The organism is Photobacterium marinum (assembly GCF_000331515.1).
Taxonomy (GTDB): domain Bacteria; phylum Pseudomonadota; class Gammaproteobacteria; order Enterobacterales; family Vibrionaceae; genus Photobacterium; species Photobacterium marinum.
The window spans coordinates 31,495-56,613 of the sequence record NZ_AMZO01000034.1 but is presented as its reverse complement, the minus strand read 5'-3'; the positions used below and the strand labels follow the sequence as shown (position 1 = coordinate 56,613).

Here is a 25,119-nt window from a genome sequence, read left to right as displayed (position 1 = left end):
AACTATTGCTGTGTAAATTTGTTGGGTAGAAGTCAATAAGGAATGATTGGAGAACAAGTGAAAAGACTAGCTACGACAATCTTGTTGATCATGCCGCTTACCAGTATGGCTCAGGATTTCGCCAATGAAATTCAGGCCAGACAGCAGGCGTTTTCAGCTATAGAAACAAAACTCGAGCAGGCAGAAGAGAAACTGGATAGTAATCAGAAAGACTGGCTGAGCATCAAATTGATTGGAGCTGAGTTAATGGAACATAGCCAGATTTTGATGTCTTCGTTTCCTGAAGGGAGTGAAGAGGGCAGTAAAGCAAAGCCTGCAATATGGGATAACCCGGATAAATTCCAGCGTTTGCTGAAGCAAATGGAACAGGGTTTCAAGGCTTTATACAAGGCAAGCACTTCACTGAATAAATCAGATGCTGAAGCCGGTTTGGAGATGGCTTCGGACACCTGCAGGAGCTGTCACCGAAGCTACCGTTCACGTTGGTAAATATTCAATCGCGGTTTAGTTGCTCAACAAAATCGTATTACACAACTCGAATATAACTATTAGCCGAACTCAATAAGAGAAGGAAAAGATAATGAAAGTAAACCAGAGAACTTCGATGGTAATTGCGGCAGCATTGGGCTTTTTCAGTGCATCCGTATCAGCGGCAGATTTTGGCGTTGCTTTGGAGTGGAACACCAACAATGCAGAGGAAGTATTGGATACCATGGCTGAGCAGCGTGCTGCGTTTGGTGTACTGATTCAAAAGGGCGAAGTAAAGGATATGTACTTGGTTGAGAGTCAGTTAGATGGAAAGCCAATTCAGATATTACGCTTTGTTATCGAAGCAGAAAGCGAGAAAGCTGTTAAAGAGAAACTCGCCGATTTACCAATGTATAAAAAAGAATTGGTGAAAATATCCAATATCAAACCATTGGGTGCCAAGTGGCTGGATAACACACCAATCAATAATAATTATGGTGTGACCTTCACCTGGAACCAGAATGTCAGCAGCCTTGAGATGGATCGTGTACTGGGGATCGATTTACAGCGGGTCATTAGCTTGAACCAGGGCGGTGTAGTGACTTCTTCATACCTTAATACTCAGAGATTCAGTGATGGTCAGGTTCGTCCGATTTATTTGGTATCTATGCTGGCGAAAGATGCCCAGCATGCTCGTGAGCTGAGTAAGCAGTTTGAAGCGGTAAACCTGGGCTATGCAACAGTTGATGTTCAGTACCTTGGCCACAAGCTTAATATGGAACAACTTAAAATTAAGTAAGGGCATCCTTGTCGTAGTGCCCAACGTAAAAAGCCAGTCACAATGACTGGCTTTCGGCTATTTTGTGTGAGGCGACTTGCGATTAGCGCTTATTACGTAGATAACGCTTACGACGCTCTTCTTTGTTACGCGCTTTTTCTTCAGCTTTTCGCTCTGCTTCAATAGCAACGTCGATTAGTTCCTGAGTGATCATTTCTGGACGTTCCATCGTGATGTGGCCCAGAGTACCGTTACGAAGCTCGTTGATCAGAATTTCAGACGCTTTATGCATGTCTACACGGCCACCGGCTTTCAGACAGCCACGCTTGCGGCCAATCTCTTCCATCAGCTCAATTTCAGTTTCCGGTAGTTCGTTGTCCAGGTTGTAACGGGCTTTGATCAGTTCCGGATAAGCCTCTTTCAGGTATTCGACAGTAAAGAAGGCCACATCTATGTAATCCATCGCAGTATCTTTAACTGCACCGGTAGCGGCCAGACGGAAACCACTGTGCGGGTTTTCAACTTTCGGCCATAGGATCCCCGGGGTATCAGACAGCACAATACCGTTTTGCAGGTTAATACGTTGCTGTTGACGGGTTACCGCAGGCTGGTTGCCAGTTACCGCAACAGTACGACCAGCAAGGGTATTAATGATGGTAGATTTACCTACGTTTGGGATGCCCATGATCATGGTACGAATGTTTTTGCCCATTTCTTCACGGTGAGGGGCAAGCTTACGACAAAGATCCATGATCTTATGAACTTCATTAACATTTTCAGTGGTGATCGCAATTGCTTTAACACCTTGCTCTTTTTCAAGGTGTTCAATCCACATTTGTGTCATTTCCGGATCGGCCAGATCGCGTTTGTTCAGTACTTTAACAACCGGCTTATCATTTTTTTCACGGAAGGTTTTGATCAGCGGATTTTCACTACTGAAAGGAATACGTGCATCAAGTACCTCAATAATCACATCGATCTTTGGCAGTACTTCTTCGATCTCTTTACGAGCTTTATGCATGTGGCCCGGGAACCACTGAATTGTGTTACTCATCTGATTTATAACTCTTTCTTTGTCAAAGCCTCGCTATATGAGATACCCCTTGGGGCATTGAAAGCGCAGGCTAACGAAACAGGGTTAATCACCGGTGACGGATTAAGGCATATTGTGCGTGCTGTATAAGGCACCATGTCACCACTGATTACGAATAGTTAGATTAAGAATTTGGAGTTGAGTTTAACGTACTGAGAGTGAGACATAAATCACTTTAGTAGATCGATAGCTTATACAGTAGAGCCCTACATAGCCATAGGGGAGCTTTCAACATTAATGAGCTAATTGAATTAGCATGTAGTACTTCTGATTTGGAGAGCTTTATCATCCTGTTTTTTAGGTCAAGTAAACTTGCCATGCATTTTATTCGATGATGGCCTGGTTGTGTGGTGATGTCTTTAAATACCTTGTAAGGTGTTTAGGAGTGATTCGCAATTAGCTTAGTGTTTAAGATTGCAATGTTGAGGCACCAACAAAACGTTTCTTACAACTCACGATGGTGATTGATTAAACAGTAATAGTCTTTCTTGCTTTTGTTGGTTTTCCAAGCAACCTTCTGTGTTATTTAATTTGAAATACACAATACAAGTCAGTGAGGAATACTTATCATGATGTAAATAACCATATTGTAATTAAATAATAAAACAAGAAATGCTAGCCAGTGTTTAGTTTGCCAGGATACTTGCTGTTATAAAAGGAAAAACAGCGAGGTGTAGACATGGATGAACAACTTGAACGTTATTTGGGTACATTGACGGTAAATCAAAAAAAGGGGTTACCAGATTTACCGCAGAGTATTGAGGATATTGAACCTTGGCTATATTCATTACCCGAGCCAGATAAACTGTTAATCAGGCAGAGATTCCTTGCTTTAAAGAGACCCAGGGGATTACAAGTGCCTTTGGCACAATATGATGGAAACAAGCATGCTAATTTAGTACGGATGGTATTAAATTCTCATTTTGATATTAAGCTCGCCTATAACGATGGTCATACAAAAGAAAATACCGTTGCAAGCTATAATAAAATACAATCAGTCAGTGCTATAGATGTTGCCCAGCATTTACCTGATTGTATAAAAGCTTGTGTAAAAAATATACCGGATAGGATTTGGCAAACGGGTAAATTACTGAAGGGAAGTGAAGGGATACACCCAGCCATTTTTGAGCAACTGGAAATGGCTAAAGACGATGGCCCGGTTAAGCCAATATTACAATTGGCAGACTCGGCAGCCACAATGTTGCGCAATGTTGAACTCATGATGAAATTGAAAAGTCCACAGGATTATTTTCCATATCAAGAACTCCTTAATTGGGAATATTACCTGAAGTTGTCGATCCATCAATTAGAGGTGTTACACTTTGAAACCGGTGTATCAATGCTGGTAGTGACATTTAAGTTCCATCAAATTGTTGCTTGGGATGCTGTAAACCGTAAAGTGGTAGCCTATTATTCACTAACAGTTGAAGATATCGCGCTGATTAATCACCAACTATATCGTATGCAGTATAGAAATAAGCAGGCAAAACTGATTACTCTCTCTGCCTTAAAAAACGGTGATTCCCGTATATTGACCACCTGGCTCGACATTGTTAGAAGTTTTTTGGGCTTAGAATTATTGGATAAACAGTGGCATACCGATACGCGCCCATTAGTATATAGCCAGTTATCAATTGCTGAAGACCCCTGCTGGAGCCAACTTAAACAAGATTATATTAATCGCCTGCAGGCCCTTGTCTGTCGCAGGGAATCCGTGAATTACCTGTCAGATAAACCGATGGTAAGTTATTTTGGAGATCATGATATTTATCACTGTGCAAGCCGTGAAGGGGGATGCTTGTTGGTGAATCCGAATAATGCCGTTGATAATGATAGGGGGTTTCATCAAAACTTTATTAACAAAGAAGGCCAATTGTATTTTGCCGTTATGATGTTTGCCTACTCCGAGTATTATTTTTTATATGAGGTACAAAATCGTTTTACGGTACGTGAAGGTGGCGAAGATGAAATGCTACTTAGCAGATTGGAAGCTCAGCAGGCAAAACTTCTTAAATATAGGATAAATCATAGAGTTGTTGATATTAGTGTAGTGAGCCGACATAACGAGTCATATCGTGGCTGGAGTGACGTTTTCAGGCTGGCTGAATATCATAGGCTATTAGCTGAAGATTTAGCTGACTATAAAAACTATATTATCATGCTGAATGCGCAAAAGGCGGCAAAATATCAGCAAGAACAGCAGGAACAACAAGAACAGCAGTTGGCAGCTCAGAAAGAACATAACAGGAAAATGCAGATTATTGCCACATTTGGGACTGCATTTATCTTTTTGACCGGGGTTTTTGGCACAAACTTTCTTGAGATGACCATGCTATATGATGGAATGCCGATCAGCTTTTTTAGTCGTGATTGGCACTGGACGGTTATTGGTCTTGTGTTTGCTATTACGTCTTGGTATATAGGACGGGCATATAGTAATTCAAAACCTTTTCCAGTTATTACAAAGGCGGGTATAGCGGTAGGTATTTTACTGTCTGTTTTATCTACTAATATGGTGTGGCTTCGGATAGAAGCTGGAATTATGTGGATCAATAGTTTGGTATAACAAACATGAGATGCAAAAAGGGGACGTAATCGTCCCTTTTTTTGTTCAAAGCAAACTTAAAATCTGGCAATTAATTGTTTTTTAGCTTTCAGCTAAAAGCTTTAACGGCAAATGATGCTGCAACCAAAGCCAGGGATAGTGCTACAAACAGTGCATTAGTTTCTACTGCCTTAACGGCAAATGATGCTGCAACAAAATACATCTATCTTAGTAAATGCACTAAATGCAAAGTTTCTACTGCCTTAACGGCAAATGATGCTGCAACGCACATATCGGAAATGTAAACTTTATTGCAAATGGTTTCTACTGCCTTAACGGCAAATGATGCTGCAACAGCTCCTCACGGACATGCAGGGTTTAGCCTTTAGTTTCTACTGCCTTAACGGCAAATGATGCTGCAACCTGATGTGTACAACGAAATAAATAAAATTAGGCTAAGTTTCTACTGCCTTAACGGCAAATGATGCTGCAACTTTCATAACAGAGCGATTATTATATGCAAATATTGTTTCTACTGCCTTAACGGCAAATGATGCTGCAACTCATGCAAGATATGGGAGTTGTTACTGCAATAAGTTGTTTCTACTGCCTTAACGGCAAATGATGCTGCAACCGCTGGCATGTTGGTTACCCAGCCTTTGTTCAAACGTTTCTACTGCCTTAACGGCAAATGATGCTGCAACGTTGATTTGTTTTTAGGTTAAATATTTGCGTTATTGTTTCTACTGCCTTAACGGCAAATGATGCTGCAACTAATGGAGAAAAAAGTTTAGATACAGAACACATGTTTCTACTGCCTTAACGGCAAATGATGCTGCAACAAAGTAAAAACGAGATTTTACGGTTTATCAAAATAGTTTCTACTGCCTTAACGGCAAATGATGCTGCAACAAAATGTCAAAAGAGGAGTTCATGGCTGGTTGCAACGTTTCTACTGCCTTAACGGCAAATGATGCTGCAACTTCTATCCATCAAGCGATCTTTATGAAGCGCTAGGTTTCTACTGCCTTAACGGCAAATGATGCTGCAACTGTATCTTTTTTAGCCCTTATATTTCAATGCCTGTAGCGGCGATTTGGCTGAACCCTTTGAGGTTAACAATCAATGCTGGTGATTTATGGGATATAGCCCTCAAAAAAAGCATTAAGTCTATGATTTTAAAGAACGGCTGAATCTCCATGCATTGATTTATTGTAACCGTTTGATTTCCCATAAAAAAGCTATGTCGGTGAAAGTATGAACTAGGTTCAGCCTGGGCCTTTATGTTCTTCCTTAAAGAATTATTGCGCTGGGAAAGCGGGCTACTGGCTTGTTATCCAGCGTTGTACTTTTTTCCAGCGTTATTTCATTCAGGTAGTAAAACCGGATATCAACACTTCCTTCATAGTGTTCAGCCAGTGCTTTCAGCTCTGCTTTTAGCTTTTTCAGTGTGCTTGAATTGCTGAGTTTAATTTCGAATACAGAGTACTGTACCCGTTCACCATAGCCAAGTAGTTCATCACCTACCTGTCGGCGCAGCTTATCATCTTCGATGTCAAAACAAACGACGTAGATCAGGGCCATGTTATCTCCTTACCTGTTTTAATGACCATGGTTCAAAAGTGGTGGACTCACTACGAAGCCAACGGATGAAGTGGCTGTTCTGCTGATTAGCGGCATCCAGTACGCTGTAGCTTTTTCCGCCTTCGTGGTAATTCGGTCGTTGAAGCCCATCCAGCAATAGTTTGCTCCATGTTTTACGAGCAGCATCTGTTAAGCGGCATTGTCCTTCTTTGGTCATAAAATGATCTGGTTTTAATTGATGGCGGTTTAGCGCGGTGAGCATGGTTCGTTCAACAATAAAGCGAAACGGCTCCATCAAATCACTTGCCAATGCTGCGTGCTGTCCGCGGCCCTGGTGGTATCCTCCTAATGTAGGGTATAAGCCTGCGGCGCGAAGCAAGGAATCAATATGACTGTATAGCATGCTGTAACCGTAAGAAAGCATGCTGTTGACTGGATCAGGAGGATTGCGCTTGATCCGGCCATTAAACAGGAAGCCTTCAGGAAGGCAATGAGCCAGAGCCTGATAGTAGGCTTTACTGGCGCAGCCTTCGTAGCCCAGACACTGCTTCAAGGTCGTTGCGTTTTTCAAGCTATGTTGTGTTTGCTTTAACTCTTCTGTCGGTTGTAGGCGCTGGTTTAGCACTTGAATCTGATTTTCGATTTTTGCATAGACCAGTTTTTTTGCAAAATGCAGACGGTTTTCCGTGTTGGTTAATTTGGCGGCTTGGATCAGGTGTAACTCCGGGCTGAGATTTAACGCGGCGGCGACTCCGGTGTGTTTTCCAAACTGATTGGCAAAGTGCACACTGATACCGGTTTTCATCAGCCGCTTGAGTGCTGGTGTGGTTATATGGTGGTTACCAAATAAGATCAAAGTGTGGATGTGGGCGAAGGGGAGCTTTGCTTGAACTTGATTATGTTGTTGGATGTGTAGTCTTTTCCCCTGACAATTAATATATGCGGGCTCACCGGTAATACAGATCGTCTGTTGTTGAGAGGCAAAATAGCACTGGCTTTCGGACGGCGGTAGTAAGGGGGGCTCAGGTGTTTTTGCTTCTTCTGCGTGTTTAACGGCAATAACCAGATCATTGATAAAAAGGTACCCCAAAAAACGAAAGCCTTTGTTGACGTGTGTAACCCGTGTTTTTCTCGGATTAAGGCTAAGAGCCTGACTATGCAATAGTTGTTCGACGAAGTCTTTTGCATGATTTGCCTGTTGTTGCTCACGGCACAAGATAAGAAAGTCATCAGCGTATCGAACCAGTTCCAGTTTGTGTTCGCGGATCACATCATCAAAGTGATCAAGCATCAGGTTGGCTAATATTGGGCTTAGTGAGTTGCCAAGGTTAAGACCGCTGATTGATAATTCAAGCGGCAATTCACTGTTTGGGTCGATTGCGGCGTTCAGCATCTTATCCAAAATTGGCCAGAGTGTATCATCACCGTATAGGGCTTGTAGGCGAGCCGCTACTTGTTGGCGATCAATGCTGGCAAAAAATGCTTTGATATCGGCGTCGACAACCCATTTATAGCCCTGACTGAGCAGGTAGCTGATCCTGTCTTTCGCTGTCAGCCGAGAGTAGCCTTTGCGATAACCGTAGCTATTGGCGCTATACAAGGTATCAAGCGAAGTGGCTAACCACCGACTTAGGCATTTATGTGCCACTTTATCTATAAAAGGTGGCAAAAGTAACAAGCGGCGTTTTTGCCCCGGTTTTTCAAGTAGCCTTGGGGTTAATAAACCGGTCTGGTAGTTTCCTTGATGTAACTGCTCATAAAGTTGGTCAAAATCTTCATGAGGTAAGGATTGGTGAAGTTTTTTCGGCAGCTTTTTGCTTTCGAGCAGCCAGGCCTGTTCAAGGTTAGGGTAGTTGAAAATGGTGTTCGTTAAGGTTTGTGCCCTGGGCATATCGGGTAGGGCGGTTTCGCCGTTTTCACCTACCAGCCGATAGCGGCCAAATCCGAAGTTGCGGTTTTGGCCTAGGCCGATATATTGCCCCAGCACCAGGTAGACCCATGTGTTGTAATCATATTTATTGCAATCTAAGGTAATATTACCTAACAGGCCGCCCATTTGCCGAACTTGTTCGCTTGGGGTTGTATAGGTGCAATCACTCCAGTGTAGGTTGGTTATCATCTCTCCATGTGCCGGGGTGCTCTTTCTTTGTGGTCGTCCGCACCCGAGCGTATCACACACTGAGGCATAGGCATCAAAACTACGGTTAAGCACCAACCCTGAGCTGAGGTCCTGGCCTTGCCGGCACAGGCGCTTGCCATTTTCTGGCTTCAATCGCAAAGGGCTGAGTAAGCGAAGCGTCAGCCGTTTGTGCTCATTGGCATACTTTTTCCACTGCTCTGCTTCACTTAAAACAGATTGGTGATCGATGGTGCAAGCTGCCTGTGGGTAGTAGAGTTCCCGGCCGCTTAGACCGTCGGTAATACTAAGTAGGTTAAAGTTTGTAGATAATTTTCCCCGGCAGCCTGCTTTTTCTGCGCTGTGTGGCAGTTGTTGTAACTGCTCAAACAGAAAGCCAAGGTAGTCATCGTTAAGGTTTAGGGTGAAAAGATAAAAACGGTAATGTTCGCCAGCTGAGTAAAACACACGGCCGGATTCTGGGGTGTGAATACGAAGGCGGTTTTGCACTTCATCAGGAATAGCTAAAAGGGTACGCAAAAAGCCGCTGACAATCGGCTGATGAAAAAACGGTAACACGGTGTCTGCGGTAAATTGCAGCGAAACGGCATAGATTTGCAATGGGTACAGGCTCATTTAGCGCTCCATGACAGGTTCTTTTTGTTCTGGGATGTCGCTTTTAGGTTCAAAATCAACAGGGGCATTGCGCAGTATGGCGATCAGCGTGTCGGTAAAGTGTCGGTAAAGCTCAGCAAGAGGTTGATTTTGCGCATCCGGCAAGTGGAAGCTGCAATACAAATCCATGATCAGCGGCTGTTGTAAAAATCGGGTATTGCAGTCTTTCTCGGCCCATAGTTTGCTGTCAATAAAAGCCTGCTCTGCGTTATTGGTTTCGGTCTCCGACATAAAACCGTGAGTGATTTGGTTGCGGTAGTGCCGTGGAGTTCCTCTTCCTTCTAATGGTTCGTTTAGCTTGATCTCAAACATTTGAAGAGGATGTGATTGGCTTAGGTCTTTAAGTGTTACCGAGCTTTGGGCTGCTGCTTGGCGCAATTCACAAACAATATTCAGTGCCAGACTACCGACAAGATCACTGTTTTCCCTTGGCTTTATATTAGTGTTCAGTTCTAGATTACCCTCTTTTGTGAGTATTTTTTGAATGCTTGTCTTTTTGGAGTGTCCTTGGTCGCTAATTAATGTTGTAAGCGCATCAGTATAGGAGGTATGTTCTTTTGCTAGCGGCAAGCTTATAAATTTGGCTGCTTTTTTCTTCCCTTTATTGTTCTTGTCTTGTTTGCTATCTATTTTTACTGGTGGCTTTAATTCGTAGTTGGCTGGACTTTGCATACAGCCAACCAAGTCCTGAAGTGCAATATCGCTAATATCGCAGCAAAAACGGATTGCATCCTGAATATTACCCTGGCGCAGCGCGGCTTCTACCCGGAAGGCTGCCCACAGGGTATTGGGCATCTCACTTTCTTGTTTAAACGGCAGTATGGGCTTAGTGCTGTTTTGAACTGCGGTGTTTTGTGCTTTTTTCACGCTTTGGTGCAGGGCTTCCAGACCACTGCGGCCCTGTAACCAGAGAGAGGCCTCGGTAATGGCTGCGGCCCAGTTTTTATCACACAGATTTTTGTTTTTGCTGTCGGTAAAGAACGCTGCGATAGCCGCTGCACCCTGAAAGTTGCCATTTTTAATTAGAGTGATGCATTGTTTACGGGCGCGGTAGGAAACATCCGGACTCGGGAATTTATGGGTGTCGGAAAGGGCTTCGCCAGGTTTGTTGTCACTTAGCTCTGCTTCAGGTTCATGCCAGCTGTAAACCTTGCTGGTATAGAGTTCGCAAATGGCTTCGATTTGTGGTTTAAATTTGGCAAACCCGCCACCCGGTGAGTATATGATATTGCTATCAGGATAAGTCTCAGTGGCGGCCTGAATACAGGCCTGAATACGGGTTAGTGCCAGGCGCAACACCGGGTCATCTTTACAATGGCCTTCAGCCAGTTGATCACCATCGAGATAATTTACAAAGAAGCCTATACCTTCAGGGGCGGCATGTTGCCAACTCTTCAGCGTTTCTTTGGTACAGGACTCGTAGAATGCATGTTGCTCTGATGGAACGGACGGCAGTGCTAATTGCCCAACATAACTTAAATTAAATTGCTCACATAGCCAACGGGTAAGCAGTGACCCAAACATGTAGGGTTCTTTCTGCCGCAGAGATTTATCGTCTAATTCAGGGCGATCTGTATTTAGCACCATGACCAATTTAGGTAAGTCGATATCCTCTGCTTGTTTGATGTGTTCAACAAGTGGCAATAGTTTACTCGCGACTAATTGAATTCGGTTATCCTCGTCTGCGATAAGTTCTGTCGTTGGTAAAGTGCTTTTGTTTTTGCAGTGGACACATGGTTTTCTCTCTATGTCTTCAAAGTCCACAAAACCAGGTTTTGCCTCCAGGTAATCCAGATTGCTGAGGTCGTTGTTCCAGGTAATGGTATTTTCATTTAAAATGTAATCACCTGTGCCATTGGTTGCTTTTTTTATATGGTCATTTTTTTCCAGGTAACTACGTGACCTGTCGTTGGTGTTTTTTAATATAGTTTTGCCAGCTTTCGTTTTGGCCAGTACTTTGATATCTGTATTGCCGATGGTGACGATTAGAATCGATCTCTTGCTCATAACTATCCCTTGTTAAAGTTGGCTAGTTTGTTATTTTCAGATGCCTTCTCTGCATATTTTGGCTTTATCCGGTAATTTTTGATGGTGCGCTTTCGAATATCACCGTGGAAGTCCAATGTGGCTTTTGCTCCCTCAGCACTGCCATAATGTGCTGTCTGGCCTTTTACATTTTCCTTTATATTAATAAAACGTATGATTTGCTTTACAAAAGCCATTTTTGCCGCATTTGCATTTGAACTGCCTTCAACATCTTCGAGAAGTTTACTAAACATATGTTTTACACATTCCGCTGGCGTCGGTATGTTTTCTGAAATGGTTTCTCTACACTTAATTGTTACGCTGCCAAATCCGTGAGGCCGACCATAGCCTAGTTTATTGGCTAATGTGTACACAGTGTACTGAGTGCGATTATGCAACTCTTTAATTGTCGAATTTGAAGGGGGGAAGCTTTTTATGGCAGAGAGAAGGTAGTTAGGGTCAAGAGCTGCATAAATGAGCCCCAGCTCAAATATACTCAGCTGCCGAAATCGCAGACAAAACTGAAATTGAGTCGAGGTAGGGGTGACTTTACTCGCAATTGGGGCTTTGTTGTCTGAAAGTAGTTCATTTTTCGCCTGCGGTGTATCAGCGGCTATGCCATTTTCATGAAACAGATTGTTGAAGCCGTCTTGGTGAACATACATTTTTCTGCCCGCCAGTTGTTGGAGCTGTTCACTATTGTAGTCTTTTAGCTCAAATAGCAGGTTACCACTGTAGAATTGCTCCAGATAAAACTCATAGGCACTGGCTTTGGGTTGTGCACAAAGCGGTAATGCATACCAAATATCGCGCTCGTACACGCTCTCTCTTTTGATGGCTTCGACCGCATGGTTAACAGATACACGGCCCGCTAAGCGAAGATCTTCTTCTGGTTCGCTTCGCTCTACCAGATCACCAAAAAGGCAAGTGAGTGCATTTAGTGGGCGATTTTTTTGGGTGTTCGGCTGAATGCTGGGGCGAAGCTCATTTTGATTGTTTTTGTGAATACTGGAAGAGTGCAGCCAGTAATAACGGAAATTGTTACCGAATGAAGAAATTTTTTCTGGCGTTTGGTTGTTGTTAAGTTCAGCTTCAACAAAAATAAGCTGGTTGTCTTGCCACTCGCGGTAGTTTCGGTTTTGTTTAATGTAGCGCTTAAGATCTGCTACATCCTCTTTTTTAACCTTAGGGTGCCGAACGTTTAAGTGACCAGTATCATCATTAATTAAATGGTTGGTAGTTGCTTCAAATTGCTGAAGCACATTTTCTGTAATATCAAGCCGTATTGGCTTTTGTTTTAAAGCTCTGTGGGTGATATAGCAGCCGGTTTTATGTGCGTTATGGTGGAGGGTTCCGCCTTTGAATAAACGGGTAAGTTTACCCTCGCTGTCTACTGACCCTCGGTATTTGTATTTTTTTGCATTTCCTAAAAATTTAAAGCAATAGTCTGTACCTCTTTTCCAATTGGTGTACACATGCACAAACGGCTTCCCGTTGTTGTAAAAAAACAGCGCCGGGAAAGTCTGTTTTATCATTTCCACGTCTGTTGCTTTTGGCATTATATTCGGGCGATAGGCAAAAGTTCGCTCCTGTACCCTGTTCATTGGGGCGGGAAGCAATGCGGCAACATTATTTCTGAGCATACCTTTAATTGAAGAGCCGAGTATTACTTGATGCTTGTTGTTATTCATTTCTACAAACAGAGGTGAAAGAATCTGTTTGTCTCGGTGCACACTGGCTCCTAGCTTGGTTCTTGCGGCCTCTATCAGATTGGTCTGATTACCCTGATAACAAGCAAATATCGAAGGGGTTAATGTTCCTAACTCACATTTTATCTCGCCACTAAATTTATCAGTAGATAGAGTGTCATGCGGTGTAAATTTACAGCCTCTGGAGTGTTCAAAAGTACCTGAAGAGATTAATGACTCACTCACCGGCACAAAATGATAGGGCGAGTTCAGTGTTCTTTCTTTTTTAATACTCATTTATTTCCCTCCCAGATCAGTACCTGTTGAATGTGTTGTTCTTGTTCTTGCTTAATCAGCCGGAACTGCCATTGTTTGCCTGTGTATTGGTGCAGGCGGCTATAGCGGCTCTTATTGCTGCAGTCGCTATTTGTTGTGTCGTCGTTTTTAATCGTGTAGTTGCTATCAAATCGAGTGGTGTCGGTATGAAAATACGGCGTAAAGCGCGGATATTTATCCTGCTCGTTTTTTGCTTTTGACTCTGTATCTACAGACAGTTCATCTAAAGGGAGCGAGGCGGTTTTTAGCAGGGTTGCGCCCTGAGTTGCCACTGCTTGCAGGGTTTGGCCGGGCAAAAATAGCTGAAATTCGCTGAACTCAAACTCAGCTTCCGGGCTGTTTAGCAGGGGCTGCAGTTCTTCTCTGGTAGTAACCAGCGGCGGGCAGCTTACCGGTTCGGGCAGGGGGACGGGCTCCAGCCAGAGTAAAAATGAGTCGGTCAGTGTAAATTGTTGCAAGCAGGGATTCTCGGCCAGCAGGTCAGGTTTATTGTTGGCGATGGCCTTTAAAATCTGATGTGGCTTAAGTTGGGTCTGGCTGGTTTTGATCAGGTGTTGATGGCTCATCACTGGTCTCCCTGAATGGTCTGCTGGGTTGCTGTGTCTGGCTTTTGTACGGTGTAGTGCCATTGTAGCCAGCCGGAATCTACCCACTGTTTTGCGCCGATAGGCAGTTGTCTGTTTGCCCCTTTTTCGAGTGCTGCAAGCAGGGCGTTTTTTTGTTCTTCTATTGCCGGAGGCAGGGTGTCTGGGGTGTCCGGGGCGGTCAGATATTCCAGAATGATTTCGCCGCAGAATTTACCCTGCACAATGCTGGTGCGGCAGAACTTGTTGCTACCGTAAACACCAGCAGTAAATTCATCTTCGGCATGGTTATGCAGAACCAGTCCTTGCCACGGTTGCTTTGGTTCTAAACGGGCCGGGCTGATATACAGGTTTGAGCTTTTGGCATGGTTGCCGTTGGCATCACCAAATAGCGTTTTGGCCTGTTTGGAGTGGCTACGGAGCACTTCATGGCGCAGCACGCCACGTACACTGCCACTGGGGATAAAGGGATCGTGTTTATCATCTTTCACAAAGAACTGATCAGGAAAGTCGCTGTCGGTAAGCTGGTAGTCGGAGCCGGTGTTGAAGTGCTGGCTGATGCTTTCTCCCGCTTCTCGCCAGTCCTGCGGCGCTTCCAGTTCGTGGCCGCCAATAAAGAAGCCGTCCAGCCCCCAGATATTACCTTCTTCGTCCTGATTCGGGCCGCATTCCAGTGAGTATTCAATGTGTAACTGTTTTACCAATGGCGTCAGATCTTTTTTGATAAGGGAGGACTCTTTCTCACTTGATAACGATTCCTTGTCCTTTGCAAAAAGGCTGGTGAGCTCTAATCCCGATGCTTCTAATAGTTTTTTAGGCTGGCTGAGAGTGGTAATGGGCTGGGTATTGTCCGGGTAATCGAACAGATGCTCTGTGGTGAGCTGCAATATCTGCGCATCTTCGACTTTAAACCAGCCATAGCCGGCAGCCGGGCGGTGGCCCAGAAACAGGTAATGGTTTTTCCAGTGATCCAGTACGGTGGCGACTAAGGCATCGGGCGTAAGGGTTCTGTCGTCGGCCATACCGGTCATATCTACTTCTATTACACATCGCCATTCTTGCTGGCTGGGGATCACCTCTAAATCGTAGAGTGCACCGGTTTCAGCTGCGCCAGTTTGTTCATTGATTGCAACGTGCTGGCGGAATAGGGTTGTGATCGCTTCTTGTTTTTTGGGATAAAGGTTAAATACGTTGATCCGCGAAGCTTTAAACGGGGGCTGTTTCTCATTGTCTGACCGATTGGTTGCCCTTTCTGTGCCACTGATATCGTCATCGATAGTCAGACCGAGTTTTCTTGCCTGATCGAGCAGAGCACCGGTAAAACTGGTGCCTCGGATAAACAGATCACCCTGGCCATTGCGTGCGGTGGGCAGATCCACATCGCTGTTATTTTTTATTGCACTTTGCCCTGAAGCATTGTGCTCTGCTGCGCCGGTGCACAGTTCTGTGTGCTGGTGCAGTGTTATAAAGAACAGCGTGTAATAAGGTTTAGTCTCACTCATGGTTATTCTCCAGTGTTTGCTGCTCCAGAAGTTGGATAACCAAATCGCATGCCCATATGGCTAACGCGGGATCATGCTTTGTAATATCGATGATTTCGTTGGTAATAGTCACAATATGGTCCCAGACCTTGTCTGAGGCATTCTGATTATTTCGCATACACTGGAAGATGCTTTCATTTTCAGCGAGATTATTGGCTTTTTGCTTTTTGGCGGTTTGTTTGCATTTTTGCCATTGGGTTTTAGTGGGGCTGCTGGCTGAGAGTAGTGTTGCTTTTGTTTTTTTGTCTTCAATCAGTTCTTTTAGCTTGCTGAGTGCCGTTTCCAGTGAGTGTTCAGCTTCAGGCTGATTTTGTTCTGTAAGGCTTTGGGCTGGCAGGATCGTTAGCGGAGTTTGGTATAGCCAGAAACAGCCCAGCCCTAGCGGCTGTAACTCGCCCAGTTGACGGTGATCACTAAGCAGCGAACGTAGTTTGTCGGCTTTTATAGGATCGGTAATACAGATGCTGCTGCCGGCTGCTATACAGGGCTGCGGCTTTTTCGGCAGTCCGGTGGCAAAGTTGTAGCCCACCAGACGGGTTTCTTCACTGAAGCTTTGATAATCCTCGTTACTCAGGTCCAGTTTATGTTTTTCGTCGAGTAATTCATTGGCCAGTTGGTTAATCACCTGGTGGTTGAGCTGTGTGTAGGGCGTAACCGTAACTGGGTTGTAGACCAGCAGCGGGCTTGCCAGTACCAACACCAATGGCAGTCCTGGTTCTGCTTGCCCGAGTGAGGTTGGGAATTGGTACTCAGATGGTTGTGCCTGAACCGTACAGGGCGCTTTGCCACGGCCGATTTGTAGCGGATAGTGTTGGCTGGTTATCAGCAGGTGGTTTAACCGTGCCAGCAGCTCTGCGGATGCTCCGTTGCCCTGAGTGGCGCGTAGGGTAAAGGTAAAGCGGGTGTTTTCCGGCAGCACTTCTTCGCTGAACAGGTCGGAATCATCCTCTTCGCCGCCGCGGTGAACCCGGTTTCGCATATGGATCGCCACAGGCTGGTTGTGAAGGTAATAATGGCTGGAGGGTTGTCCGCTTGATCTTTCAAGGTAGTAATGGCCTTTCAGGCGTTTGAGTTTAGGCTTTGTGCTGTTTTCTTGCTGTTGTGACTCGCTGGTGTTATTCGCACAAGTATCATTCGCATAGGCATCGTAATAGTCTCCGTGGCTGGCTCTGACTGCCCACCAAGGCAGGGATCCGCTGGCGTGCTTTTTGGAGGTTTGCAACTGGCAGGGAGCGGGAATGCCGGGGCAACCGCTACGGCTCGGGTAGGCATAGCTAACAGTAAACTGGCCGGCTATCAGTGCGCGGAATAGCTCATCTTCGCCCAGGCTTTTGCACCATGCCGCCAGTGCACCAGTTAACTGAACGCCGCTGATATGACTGTGGGTAGGAATAATGTTGCCCGGTATATCGGTATTTGGCAGCCGCAGTGGCTCCCGGTTGGTCAGTACATAGTGCAGTTCCTCATTGGGTTGTACGGCGGCGATATTTATGGATGGCGTGGCCTTATGCTCTGAGTTTATCGGGGTGAAGCTTTGCTCTGTGTTATCCCATCCATCCAGCCGGATCTGTCCGCAGCCCCGTCTGCGTTTGCTGCCAGCTTGTCCGATCCCGCGCATCAGTGCTTTAAAGGCTTCGCTGTAATGGTCTATGTTTTCCTCACCCTGAATGCGTAAATACCAGGTAGTGCGGAACACGCTGCCGGCTCGGATGTATTCTGCGCTGCGCAGGCTTCCGGTTGCGGGAGCGCGGTTAAAACCGAGCAGCATTTTCTGATTGCCTGAACCCTGATATTGCGCGCCCTTTCTAGCGGTGCTGGCCCAGATCAGACAGGGATCGTCTTGGTGCGGGCTTTCTTTTTGCTGGTAGTAAAACGAGCCTGGTATTAGAGTGCAGGGTGAACCCGGGGTGTCGTTAGCGAGCAGCTCGCGGAATGCTTGTGCGTATTTATGTTTTGAATCGAGTGTACTCGCGCGATCGCTGAACTGTACCAGCAGTCCTTTAATATGCTGACGCCAGATCACCGGCATTTGTGCGTTGTCACGGCTATTCAGGCTGTTGATCAGACCGGTGCCAAGGCCGCTGCCGGTATGGAGATCGTCAATCAGCGTCATATTCAGGGTGTAGGTGAAGTGATGTACGCTCATCCGTTACTCTCCTTGGTGTCTTGGTCTGGTGTGTTTTCTCTTTGCAGATATTGCAGTTCGATCAGTTCGATCAGATCGCCCAGTGGTGTGGTGTAGCAGTAGGGGTGATTGTTCTCAGTTTTGTCCAGTAGGGAGAAAGCTTCAGCAGAAGAAACAGAACCGAAGCATTGCTCCCAAGCTTTTCGGACTTCTTCAGATAAATCATTTAGCTGGAATTTTGCAGATATGTTCTTTAGCAGGTAGTCACTTTGCAGCCGCCCTTTGGGAAGGGAGGCTTGTAGTTTTAACAGCTGGTTGCGGGCGAACAGTGGTTCTGCATTGTCTTCCTGACCAGACCCCGGCTTTTGTTGTTTGTCGGCTTTATTCGGGTTGGTCAGCGCTTTGGCCAGTGTATTCAGGCGGGCAAACGGGCTTTCTGTATCGGGTGTATTGTTGGCGAGTAAATAGGGTTTCTGCGTCAGCAGTAGGGTGATGTCTTTAGTCTGCTCGCGGTAGCGCACGATTTTATGTTTTTTTCGCTCTGCAATCGGATCATCGATCCATGACTGGGTGACGATCTGCCAATCCAGCCCGCTGGGCTGAATACCGTTTTGAGGAGCTGCCTGTGAGCGTGCCAGCACTTTGGCGCTGGCATTAAGAGCTTCTGCGCAGTGGTAAAGGCGGTAAAACGGCAGGGTATAAGAGGCGATAGCAATGCCGTATGCCATAGTAAGCGGGTGATCATCAGCAATGGGGTGTTGTTGTAGATGCGTATCAATTGCTTGCACCAGTTTGTGCGCCTGTTTGGCGCGGCAGACCAGCAGCAGGTCATCGCCGCCGAGCATCAGTAGGTGAAAGGGCAGAGGCTTGTTTTGCTCTATGATTTCGTCGAATGTATTGTTAAGTGCGCTCTGTGTCGCGGTTTTTAACGCGTTACGGGCGCTGGAGAAAAACGCTTCAGCGCATTTTTGATTGTCAATAAAGCTTGCTTGATGATTTGGATCTTTTTTGTTGAGATACTGCTTAAAACGTGCACCCATATTGTTGCCATCGGCACTGATCACCGCCAAATAATCGCTCCCTGCCAGCGCATCGAAATCGGAGATGCTTTTTTCATCCTCTACCCACTGTTGCATTTGCTCACTGGCGTAGTCACCAGATGTAAATTCAATTGCTTTTTTGAAGGTGTTGTAAAAATGTTCGTTTTTCTTGCTTGTTATCCGGCTGATATAGCGTTTGGTTGGCTGCAACTTTGTATCATTTAGTAAGCGTTTAGTCGACTTTTCGGCTGCCCCGTGACCGGATTGCTGACAGCGGGCGAAGATTGGCAGTTCTGGTGGTTGAGTAAAGGTAAGTGAGGTAAAACAGTGTTGGCTTTGGGGGCTATTGTGCTCGAAGATGGCGTATTCGGCCGCAATTCCCGGCAGGTTTTCCTGCAAAATGCTGTGTGCAACAGTAATAAAGCTCTCGGCTTTCTTTTTATCAGGGAACAGAGCATAAAAATGACCACCGTCGCGGCTGAGGATGCCGTGGCTAAACATCTCGGTGGTTGACCAGTCGGAAATAGCGGTATCCTTGCCTGTGGTTTTGCCGGTTAGTGGTGAGGTTGTTCCCTCTGGGCTGCAACTATTATTATTTATTGCAGCTTTTACCAGCTCAATACGCAGAGTATGGCCCAGCAGAGCGTTGGCGGCGACCATATCCCGTAAGCGGGATGAGGCAAAGAGAAAAGTCTGAATCCGTTTACATTCGAGTTGCGCTATATACATAAGTCCTTTCCCATATTTTTGAGCAAAGTTTTTCTTGACTTGTATTCTTTTAAAAGAGCAGCTTACTAAATTAAATGAGGTCGTTTTTTTAATCTATATGAAGATATTAAAAATTCGATGATTAACAATATAATTTCTGTGATCTGATTATATTTTTAATCCTTTGCTATTAAGATCTGACTTTTATCTCACTTAATATGTTTTTCATTATCGGATTAACATATCTATCAATATTTTATTATGTGAAAAAATATTTTCTTGGCCTGATGTTTATGTAATCTTTGACTTGCTCAATAAACCCAATTAACCTAGCAATGGTTATTTCAATGGCATCGTTTTGTTATTTGATTCTGCTGATAGGTTTACTGATATGTTTTTCATTTCTTGGTCGTATAGCTAAGCACATTGAGATTTCATTAACTATTCTGTCAGTAATTTTCTCGCATCGTGATAGTCAATTTGATTTATAAGGGAATTCAATCATCACGATAAAAAAACTGATTAGTCTGTAAGCTTTGCACCTGATTTAATAACGGCCGATAAATTCGTCTTTGTTTTTTGAATTCAAGGTACTTACATGTTCGAAGTTGATGATCAAGTAGTTGCTACAAAAGGTGTGGATTTAGGTCCAATGGTGGTTACTGGCTTAAGCGGTGGTGGCTTTTATGTGCATGTAAAAACGAGTGACCAACACACTCTGACTTATCCAGCTAAATACCTTAAAAAAGCCTAACTATTACTGCAGAAAATCACAAAAAAGGTAGCTATGAGCTACCTTTTTGTTTTTCAGCCCTAAACCACCATCTATGGCGGTGGTGATTGTTTTGGGGATGAAGGTTATTACTTTTGGGATTGGAGAAGTTTTATAGTCCTTTACTATCATTCAAGTCTTAGTGGTTACTAATAATGTTCAAATAAATATTTGCTTTTTATGGGGCGTATAAGCTTGAGTAAAAAAGGGAGAGTCAGTTATGGCCGGGATAACTGAATTAGATGAATTGTTACAGTCTATGTCACCAGCCCTTCAGGATGGCGAGTATGTGTTTTGTACTGTTGCTGGCTCGTGTTCTGAGTACTCTCATTTAGAACCATTGGCGACTTTTAACGAACAGGAAGGATTGACGTTAGTTCTGGACAAGGACGTGGCAAAGAAAGCAAAGCTTGAGTTTGAGGCTTCGTTTAAATTAATCACATTAACTGTCCATTCTAGTCTGGAGGCTGTTGGCTTGACCGCTGCTGTGGCTTCTAAGCTGGCATCAAAAGGCATAAGTGCGAATGTTATTGCTGCCTATTACCATGATCATATTTTTGTTCAGAGTAAGAAAGCAGAACAAGCATTAGCTGCACTGGAAGAGTTTAGTTAGTAAAGAGCCTATTTTCAGATCTCGATGAGATGCGGGAAGTTACTGGTATTTAGCAGGCCATACTTTTTTCGATGTATGGCCTTTGGTTTTTGACAGTGCTATTTCACCGTTTTTTTTGTCTGAGCTGATTACTCTTCCGGACGCCAGCTCAACGCACTGGCAATGGTCGCTACCGCCAGTAAGTCTTTTTCGTTGTCAGACAGATCCGGCAGCATCTGCAGGGTGATCATGCCGTTAGTTTGAGCTGCGCCAACTTCCTGATTACCACGTTTGAAGCTGTAGCCGAGGGCTTTTTCTACTGGCATTATCATCCCTTCGCCAGTATGAACAGTTTCAATGTTGAAATGGGTTGAACCAATTCGAACTGACCCGTTTTCAGATTGCGCCAGTCCAATGTTGATCATGTTGTTTTGGGGCTCAATGCGGTACTCACCGACTTTTTTGTCGTTCTGGTGGATATCGCAAACATATGGGTCGTTACCACCCAAGCTGACTCCCATGTAATTGACTGAAACACCGCCGCCGGAGCAGACCAGTCTCCAGGTTTCATTATTGTCATTGCGGGTAATGGTTGCACCCATTGCTCCATCTTTGAATGACAGAGTATTGAACCAAGTGGAATTTGAGGCACTACGAGTATATTGACCATGGTACTGACCGGCCATATCGAATGTCCCTTCTTTACCTAGTCCCCAAAAATCACCATCAGTTTTTACCATCATTTCGGGCTGAGCTTTAACTGCATCTGATTTGTTCATGATAGCGACAGTGCCGCAGCCAGTTAGTGACATAGCGGTTAGGAGGAGTAGGGCTGTTGTGGTCTTTTTCATTGTTATATCCGGATCTGATTCATTATTTTGAGCTTGCGTGCTGTTGGTTCGGCATACAGGTTCAGTCAGGCGGGTAGCCATGTTTTGTGGGATCGTAATCAGTTGGATAAATAAGGTCATTAATGCAATTGATTTACTATTGATGTGAATAAAGAAATGTAAGCGAGATTAAAAGCGACAAAAACAACACTGCCTTAGTGGTTTACGCTGAAATCAGGGTTTTACTTGAGTTTTATTTTGATTTAATTACTTATGATGGTGGCATTAACTGCTATATGACGGTTTGTCTGATGATAAATTCTGTATGTAAGCTCGTGTAAGAGTTGGCAGTTAATTTGCTGTTAAAACAGACTGTATTGTGAGGATTTAATTACATATTTCAGATTATTATCAGAAAATCATAAGCTTGATAATTTAGTATCTAAATTACCCATTTTGGAGGTGATGAGTTAATATTGACTCGATTTATAGATAGTCTTTTATCAAAGAAAAATAAATATGATTGAGTCGGAAAATAAAATACTCATTATCGAAGATGATAGTGAGATAGCTCGCCTGACAAAGATGTATCTTGAAACAGAAGGTTATGAAACAAAGGTCATTGACGGTGGAGATGTTGCACTTGATGGTATAAAAGAGTTTAGCCCTGATGTTGTTCTGCTGGATTTAATGTTGCCAGGTTTGGATGGTGCTGAAATTTGCCGAAGAGCCCGGGAGTTTTATACCGGAATGATTTTAGTGCTGACAGCCTCTGCTGATGAAATGAGTGAAGTTACATTATTTAAGCTCGGCGCGGACGATTATGTCACCAAGCCTGTTCGTGGGCATATTTTATTGGCGAGGATTGAAGCTCTGCTGAGACGAGCGCGTCCCAAGAATTTTAAGTTACCGAAAGGTGTTGTTGAAAAATTCGGCATATCGTTACATAACTCTAGCCAAAGGGCTTTTTTTGAGAATAAACAGTTAGACTTAACGATATCTGAATATGAAGTGCTGCAGTTGCTGTTTGAACATAGTGGTGAAGTTGTCTCCCGTGAAGAGTGTTGTAAGCATATTCGCGGCATTGACTATAACGTGAATGACCGTTCCATTGACATGCGGATTTCAGGCTTAAGAAGAAAATTGGCTAATCACAATGTTAATACGGCGGTGGTCAGAACAATCCGAAATAAAGGTTATATGCTTTCTGATGCGTAAATTTGGATCGTCAATGTTTCTTCGGTTATATGCTGGGATTATTGCTGCGCTTATTTTAGCGCTTTATAGCTTTATCACGTTAGGTGATGGTTATATGCGCAGAACTGAAGCGAGTATATTTCTCAATGACGGTCGTTTCTTTTTTAAACAGTATCTGGAAGAGTATGAAAATCCTGATTCTTTGTATAAAGAGTTAATAACAAGTAATAAACAAAAATTTTATATTTTCGATCTTTCATTAGAGAAAAGCACCGTAGAAGCTTTTTCCTGTGATGAATGTGAATTTTTATATGAAATAGATTCTTCACCGGTTTATTTGAAAGACGGACAACTCTACGTTACCGTTTTTCCGCTTCCAGATAGTGGTCAGTTGTTTGTATTCAGTGAGAACCGGGACTTTTTCAGTCCGGAAGTCGAGTGGTATCAACATACTGAAAATCTGTTTTTAATGGGGTTGGTACTCTTTGTATGTTTGTCTCTGTCTTTGCCTGTTTATATTTTATTACGGAAATTACAGGGCCAGATAAAGACTCTACAGCATACTCAGGTGGAGTTTGGTCAGGGCAAGTTGCAGGTAAGGGCACAAACGAATATACCTGAGCCGGTAGCCTCTCTGGCAAGGAGCTTCAATGATATGGCGAGTGATATCGAAACTCGTGTACGACAAAGCCAGATCTTTGCCCACGCAATTCCTCATGAAATTCGCACTCCTTTAAGTCGTATTCAGTTGGCGTCAGATCTGGCCAGGCTTAACGCAAGGAAAGAAGAGCAACCATTGTTCGATGATATTGATGGTTATATCGACGATGTTAATGGCTTAGCATCCGACATTATCACTCTTTACCGGTTAGCTCCGGAAAATAACCCTCAGGAATTATTGAACAGAGAATCTGTCGACATTGAGAGATTTTTCCATAAACGCCTGGCAGCAATGGCGCCAGAAAAAGGAAGATTTAATTCAGCTTTGGCTGACTCAAAGCGTGCATTGTTTGATCGTACGTTAGCAAGATTGGTTATCGACAACTTAGTTAAAAATGCCGACAAGTATGCGGTTGAGCAGGTATGGGTGAACCTGTCTGATAATGGTGAGCAATGGCAGATTGATGTTGAAGATGACGGGCCAGGGATCCCTGAAGATAAATATGATGAGATCTTTTATGCATTTTTTCGTCTGGATAAAAGCCGAACTGCAAGTACCGGTGGCTTTGGGCTTGGGTTAGCGATAGCCGGAAGCGCTGCGGGTTTGCAGAGTTGGATGATTGACGTCTCTGACAGTCAGTATGGTGGTGCGCGTTTTACTGTGTCTATACCTAAACCTGTATAAATGGTTCACAGTTAAACGCCGGCAGTCCGAAGGCCCGAAGGGCATCAATGTAGCAAAAGAGTTTGGTTTGATCAGTTGGAAATAACGTAGTCATCAGTCCGTCATTGACTGCACAATGGTTGAACTTTAGTGATGGTCTGTCTGTTTTTGATTGCAGGATTTCAAACAGAATTTGTGAGCGGTGGACGTGATTTGAACCGCTGATAATCGTCGCGTTAGATACCTTTTTGTCATGTAAAATATCAAGGCTGAAACGGGCGTTCTCAATGGTGTTAATGGCCTTACTTTCCTCAATAATTCGATCGCTATTAATCCCATTCTTAGCCAGCCATTGAAGCATCTGCTGGGATTCAGTGGTTCCTTTTTTAGCCAGTCCGCCTGTTACTATCAGCTGACTGTCAGGCAACAGTCGGGCAAGCTTTATAGCGACTTTAAGGCGTTGAACCAGCCTGTCTGCCATTGAACCATCCTCATTCAATATGTACCCCATAATAACAATTGCATGGTTATTTCGTGTATAGCTACCTCGTACATAGTTACCTCGCAAAGATTTGAAATATCCGCAGTTTTTGTTCGGGTTAATACAGAGCGGGGTTGCCATAATGGCCTCTATGCTATGAAGAAGGTTTTCGACTTCGCGCGCTTGTTTTTCATTGAATTTCTTTAATAGCGCAATGCTTTCATTTCTTTGAGCTATGTCGTCATTCACAGCTTGGCTGTAGTGGTGCCATACAGCTAAGTAGGTAAGCGCAATGATTTTGTCATTATCGTCAGTCGTTGATCTGAAACACTGTTGAAAAACCTGAAGTGCAGCCGGGATATTTCCTCGAAATGTTTCCATGTTGGCTATGGTCAGAGGCAAGCCGAAATGATCGGGTAATTGCGTTATTGCCTGTCGCAAGAAGTGCTTGACCGCATCCAGATTGCTGACTGTTTTACCGTCAAGCGGATATTGATCCCTATTCGGGCTATTGTAGGCAGAAAGTGCATGTTGCAGGTTATCCGTAACCATCGTAGATGCTCCTAATTAGTGCGAAATCTGTAGAGTTCAGGATAATGCTACAGCATGTATATGAG

Annotated in this window: 18 protein-coding genes and 1 CRISPR repeat array; of the genes, 7 read left to right on the top strand and 11 right to left on the bottom strand. The window is 44.2% G+C overall.

The features are described 5' to 3' along the window. Positions 1 to 57: 57 nt before the first annotated feature. The gene (locus tag C942_RS20310; RefSeq protein WP_036801318.1) at positions 58 to 489 is read left to right on the top strand and encodes a c-type cytochrome; all 432 of its coding nucleotides are present in this window, start codon (positions 58 to 60) and stop codon (positions 487 to 489) included. A gap of 91 nt (positions 490 to 580) precedes the next feature. Further along, positions 581 to 1,267, top strand: coding sequence for a hypothetical protein (locus C942_RS20305; RefSeq protein WP_007469758.1), 687 nt, complete (start codon positions 581 to 583; stop codon positions 1,265 to 1,267). Between the two features lie 82 nt (positions 1,268 to 1,349). Here the strand turns inward: C942_RS20305 and ylqF are convergent, their stop codons facing one another. Further along, positions 1,350 to 2,300 carry a ribosome biogenesis GTPase YlqF gene (gene ylqF / locus C942_RS20300; RefSeq protein ID WP_007469756.1) on the bottom strand — a complete coding sequence of 317 codons (951 nt, stop codon included), beginning with the start codon at positions 2,298 to 2,300 and terminating at the stop codon, positions 1,350 to 1,352. A 718-nt stretch (positions 2,301 to 3,018) separates the two neighbouring features. On the opposite strand from ylqF, the gene C942_RS20295 reads away from it, so the two are divergent. Continuing rightward, a complete protein-coding gene (locus tag C942_RS20295; RefSeq protein WP_007469754.1) occupies positions 3,019 to 4,905 on the top strand; it encodes a hypothetical protein in 1,887 nt (628 codons plus the stop codon). Between the two features lie 158 nt (positions 4,906 to 5,063). After that, positions 5,064 to 5,936: a CRISPR direct-repeat array (repeat unit 35 nt; unit sequence GTTTCTACTGCCTTAACGGCAAATGATGCTGCAAC). 241 nt (positions 5,937 to 6,177) lie between these two features. On the opposite strand, the gene cas2 is transcribed toward C942_RS20295, so the two are convergent. The 8 genes from cas2 to C942_RS20255 are packed head-to-tail and all read right to left on the bottom strand — an operon-like array spanning position 6,178 to position 19,327. Continuing rightward, on the bottom strand, positions 6,178 to 6,468 hold the full coding sequence (gene cas2, locus C942_RS20290; protein ID WP_007469746.1) for a CRISPR-associated endonuclease Cas2: 291 nt from the start codon (positions 6,466 to 6,468) through the stop codon (positions 6,178 to 6,180). A 1-nt stretch (position 6,469) separates the two neighbouring features. Further along, entirely contained in the window at positions 6,470 to 9,220 is a 2,751-nt protein-coding gene (gene cas1, locus C942_RS20285) for a CRISPR-associated endonuclease Cas1 (protein ID WP_007469744.1), read from the bottom strand. Continuing rightward, positions 9,221 to 11,266, bottom strand: a complete 2,046-nt coding sequence (locus tag C942_RS20280) for a hypothetical protein (protein WP_007469741.1) — start codon at positions 11,264 to 11,266, stop codon at positions 9,221 to 9,223. A 2-nt stretch (positions 11,267 to 11,268) separates the two neighbouring features. After that, complete coding sequence (locus C942_RS20275; RefSeq protein ID WP_007469740.1) at positions 11,269 to 13,269, bottom strand: RAMP superfamily CRISPR-associated protein; 2,001 nt, start codon at positions 13,267 to 13,269, stop codon at positions 11,269 to 11,271. After that, positions 13,266 to 13,877 carry a hypothetical protein gene (locus tag C942_RS20270; RefSeq protein ID WP_157372665.1) on the bottom strand — a complete coding sequence of 204 codons (612 nt, stop codon included), beginning with the start codon at positions 13,875 to 13,877 and terminating at the stop codon, positions 13,266 to 13,268. Before C942_RS20270 ends, C942_RS20275 begins: the two co-directional genes overlap by 4 nt. Then, positions 13,874 to 15,394: an RAMP superfamily CRISPR-associated protein gene (locus C942_RS20265; protein ID WP_007469736.1), complete on the bottom strand. Its 1,521-nt coding sequence runs from the start codon at positions 15,392 to 15,394 to the stop codon at positions 13,874 to 13,876. The genes C942_RS20270 and C942_RS20265 overlap by 4 nt, the downstream gene beginning before the upstream one ends. Then, on the bottom strand, positions 15,387 to 17,579 hold the full coding sequence (locus C942_RS20260) for an RAMP superfamily CRISPR-associated protein (protein ID WP_036801317.1): 2,193 nt from the start codon (positions 17,577 to 17,579) through the stop codon (positions 15,387 to 15,389). Before C942_RS20260 ends, C942_RS20265 begins: the two co-directional genes overlap by 8 nt. Continuing rightward, positions 17,576 to 19,327: a Cas10/Cmr2 second palm domain-containing protein gene (locus tag C942_RS20255; protein ID WP_007469733.1), complete on the bottom strand. Its 1,752-nt coding sequence runs from the start codon at positions 19,325 to 19,327 to the stop codon at positions 17,576 to 17,578. The genes C942_RS20260 and C942_RS20255 overlap by 4 nt, the downstream gene beginning before the upstream one ends. A gap of 577 nt (positions 19,328 to 19,904) precedes the next feature. On the opposite strand from C942_RS20255, the gene C942_RS25380 reads away from it, so the two are divergent. Both C942_RS25380 and C942_RS20250 read left to right on the top strand, forming a co-directional pair. Next, on the top strand, positions 19,905 to 20,060 hold the full coding sequence (locus C942_RS25380) for a hypothetical protein (protein ID WP_007469729.1): 156 nt from the start codon (positions 19,905 to 19,907) through the stop codon (positions 20,058 to 20,060). 238 nt (positions 20,061 to 20,298) lie between these two features. Beyond that, on the top strand, positions 20,299 to 20,691 hold the full coding sequence (locus C942_RS20250) for an ACT domain-containing protein (protein ID WP_007469727.1): 393 nt from the start codon (positions 20,299 to 20,301) through the stop codon (positions 20,689 to 20,691). A 128-nt stretch (positions 20,692 to 20,819) separates the two neighbouring features. On the opposite strand, the gene C942_RS20245 is transcribed toward C942_RS20250, so the two are convergent. Continuing rightward, positions 20,820 to 21,521 carry a VV20781 family protein gene (locus tag C942_RS20245; RefSeq protein ID WP_036801323.1) on the bottom strand — a complete coding sequence of 234 codons (702 nt, stop codon included), beginning with the start codon at positions 21,519 to 21,521 and terminating at the stop codon, positions 20,820 to 20,822. Positions 21,522 to 22,019: 498 nt separating this feature from the next. On the opposite strand from C942_RS20245, the gene C942_RS20240 reads away from it, so the two are divergent. Further along, on the top strand, positions 22,020 to 22,718 hold the full coding sequence (locus C942_RS20240; RefSeq protein ID WP_007469724.1) for a response regulator transcription factor: 699 nt from the start codon (positions 22,020 to 22,022) through the stop codon (positions 22,716 to 22,718). A gap of 13 nt (positions 22,719 to 22,731) precedes the next feature. Then, a complete protein-coding gene (locus tag C942_RS20235; protein WP_157372664.1) occupies positions 22,732 to 24,042 on the top strand; it encodes an ATP-binding protein in 1,311 nt (436 codons plus the stop codon). Here the strand turns inward: C942_RS20235 and C942_RS20230 are convergent. Further along, on the bottom strand, positions 24,029 to 25,054 hold the full coding sequence (locus C942_RS20230) for a YdcF family protein (RefSeq protein ID WP_007469720.1): 1,026 nt from the start codon (positions 25,052 to 25,054) through the stop codon (positions 24,029 to 24,031). The genes C942_RS20235 and C942_RS20230 overlap by 14 nt on opposite strands. Positions 25,055 to 25,119 lie beyond the last annotated feature (65 nt).

Excerpts from the sequence above, each read along its gene's own strand:
- C942_RS20255 (WP_007469733.1), bottom strand. The coding sequence starts at position 19,327 with ATGTATATAGCGCAACTCGAATGTAAACGGATTCAGACTTTTCTCTTT.
- C942_RS20265 (WP_007469736.1), bottom strand. The coding sequence starts at position 15,394 with ATGAGTGAGACTAAACCTTATTACACGCTGTTCTTTATAACACTGCAC.
- C942_RS20260 (WP_036801317.1), bottom strand. The coding sequence starts at position 17,579 with ATGAGCGTACATCACTTCACCTACACCCTGAATATGACGCTGATTGAC.
- C942_RS20275 (WP_007469740.1), bottom strand. The coding sequence starts at position 13,269 with ATGAGTATTAAAAAAGAAAGAACACTGAACTCGCCCTATCATTTTGTG.
- C942_RS25380 (WP_007469729.1), top strand. The coding sequence starts at position 19,905 with ATGTTCGAAGTTGATGATCAAGTAGTTGCTACAAAAGGTGTGGATTTA.
- cas2 (WP_007469746.1), bottom strand. The coding sequence starts at position 6,468 with ATGGCCCTGATCTACGTCGTTTGTTTTGACATCGAAGATGATAAGCTG.
- C942_RS20245 (WP_036801323.1), bottom strand. The coding sequence starts at position 21,521 with ATGAAAAAGACCACAACAGCCCTACTCCTCCTAACCGCTATGTCACTA.
- C942_RS20235 (WP_157372664.1), top strand. The coding sequence starts at position 22,732 with ATGTTTCTTCGGTTATATGCTGGGATTATTGCTGCGCTTATTTTAGCG.
- ylqF (WP_007469756.1), bottom strand. The coding sequence starts at position 2,300 with ATGAGTAACACAATTCAGTGGTTCCCGGGCCACATGCATAAAGCTCGT.
- C942_RS20250 (WP_007469727.1), top strand. The coding sequence starts at position 20,299 with ATGGCCGGGATAACTGAATTAGATGAATTGTTACAGTCTATGTCACCA.
- C942_RS20280 (WP_007469741.1), bottom strand. The coding sequence starts at position 11,266 with ATGAGCAAGAGATCGATTCTAATCGTCACCATCGGCAATACAGATATC.
- C942_RS20305 (WP_007469758.1), top strand. The coding sequence starts at position 581 with ATGAAAGTAAACCAGAGAACTTCGATGGTAATTGCGGCAGCATTGGGC.
- C942_RS20230 (WP_007469720.1), bottom strand. The coding sequence starts at position 25,054 with ATGGTTACGGATAACCTGCAACATGCACTTTCTGCCTACAATAGCCCG.
- C942_RS20295 (WP_007469754.1), top strand. The coding sequence starts at position 3,019 with ATGGATGAACAACTTGAACGTTATTTGGGTACATTGACGGTAAATCAA.
- cas1 (WP_007469744.1), bottom strand. The coding sequence starts at position 9,220 with ATGAGCCTGTACCCATTGCAAATCTATGCCGTTTCGCTGCAATTTACC.
- C942_RS20240 (WP_007469724.1), top strand. The coding sequence starts at position 22,020 with ATGATTGAGTCGGAAAATAAAATACTCATTATCGAAGATGATAGTGAG.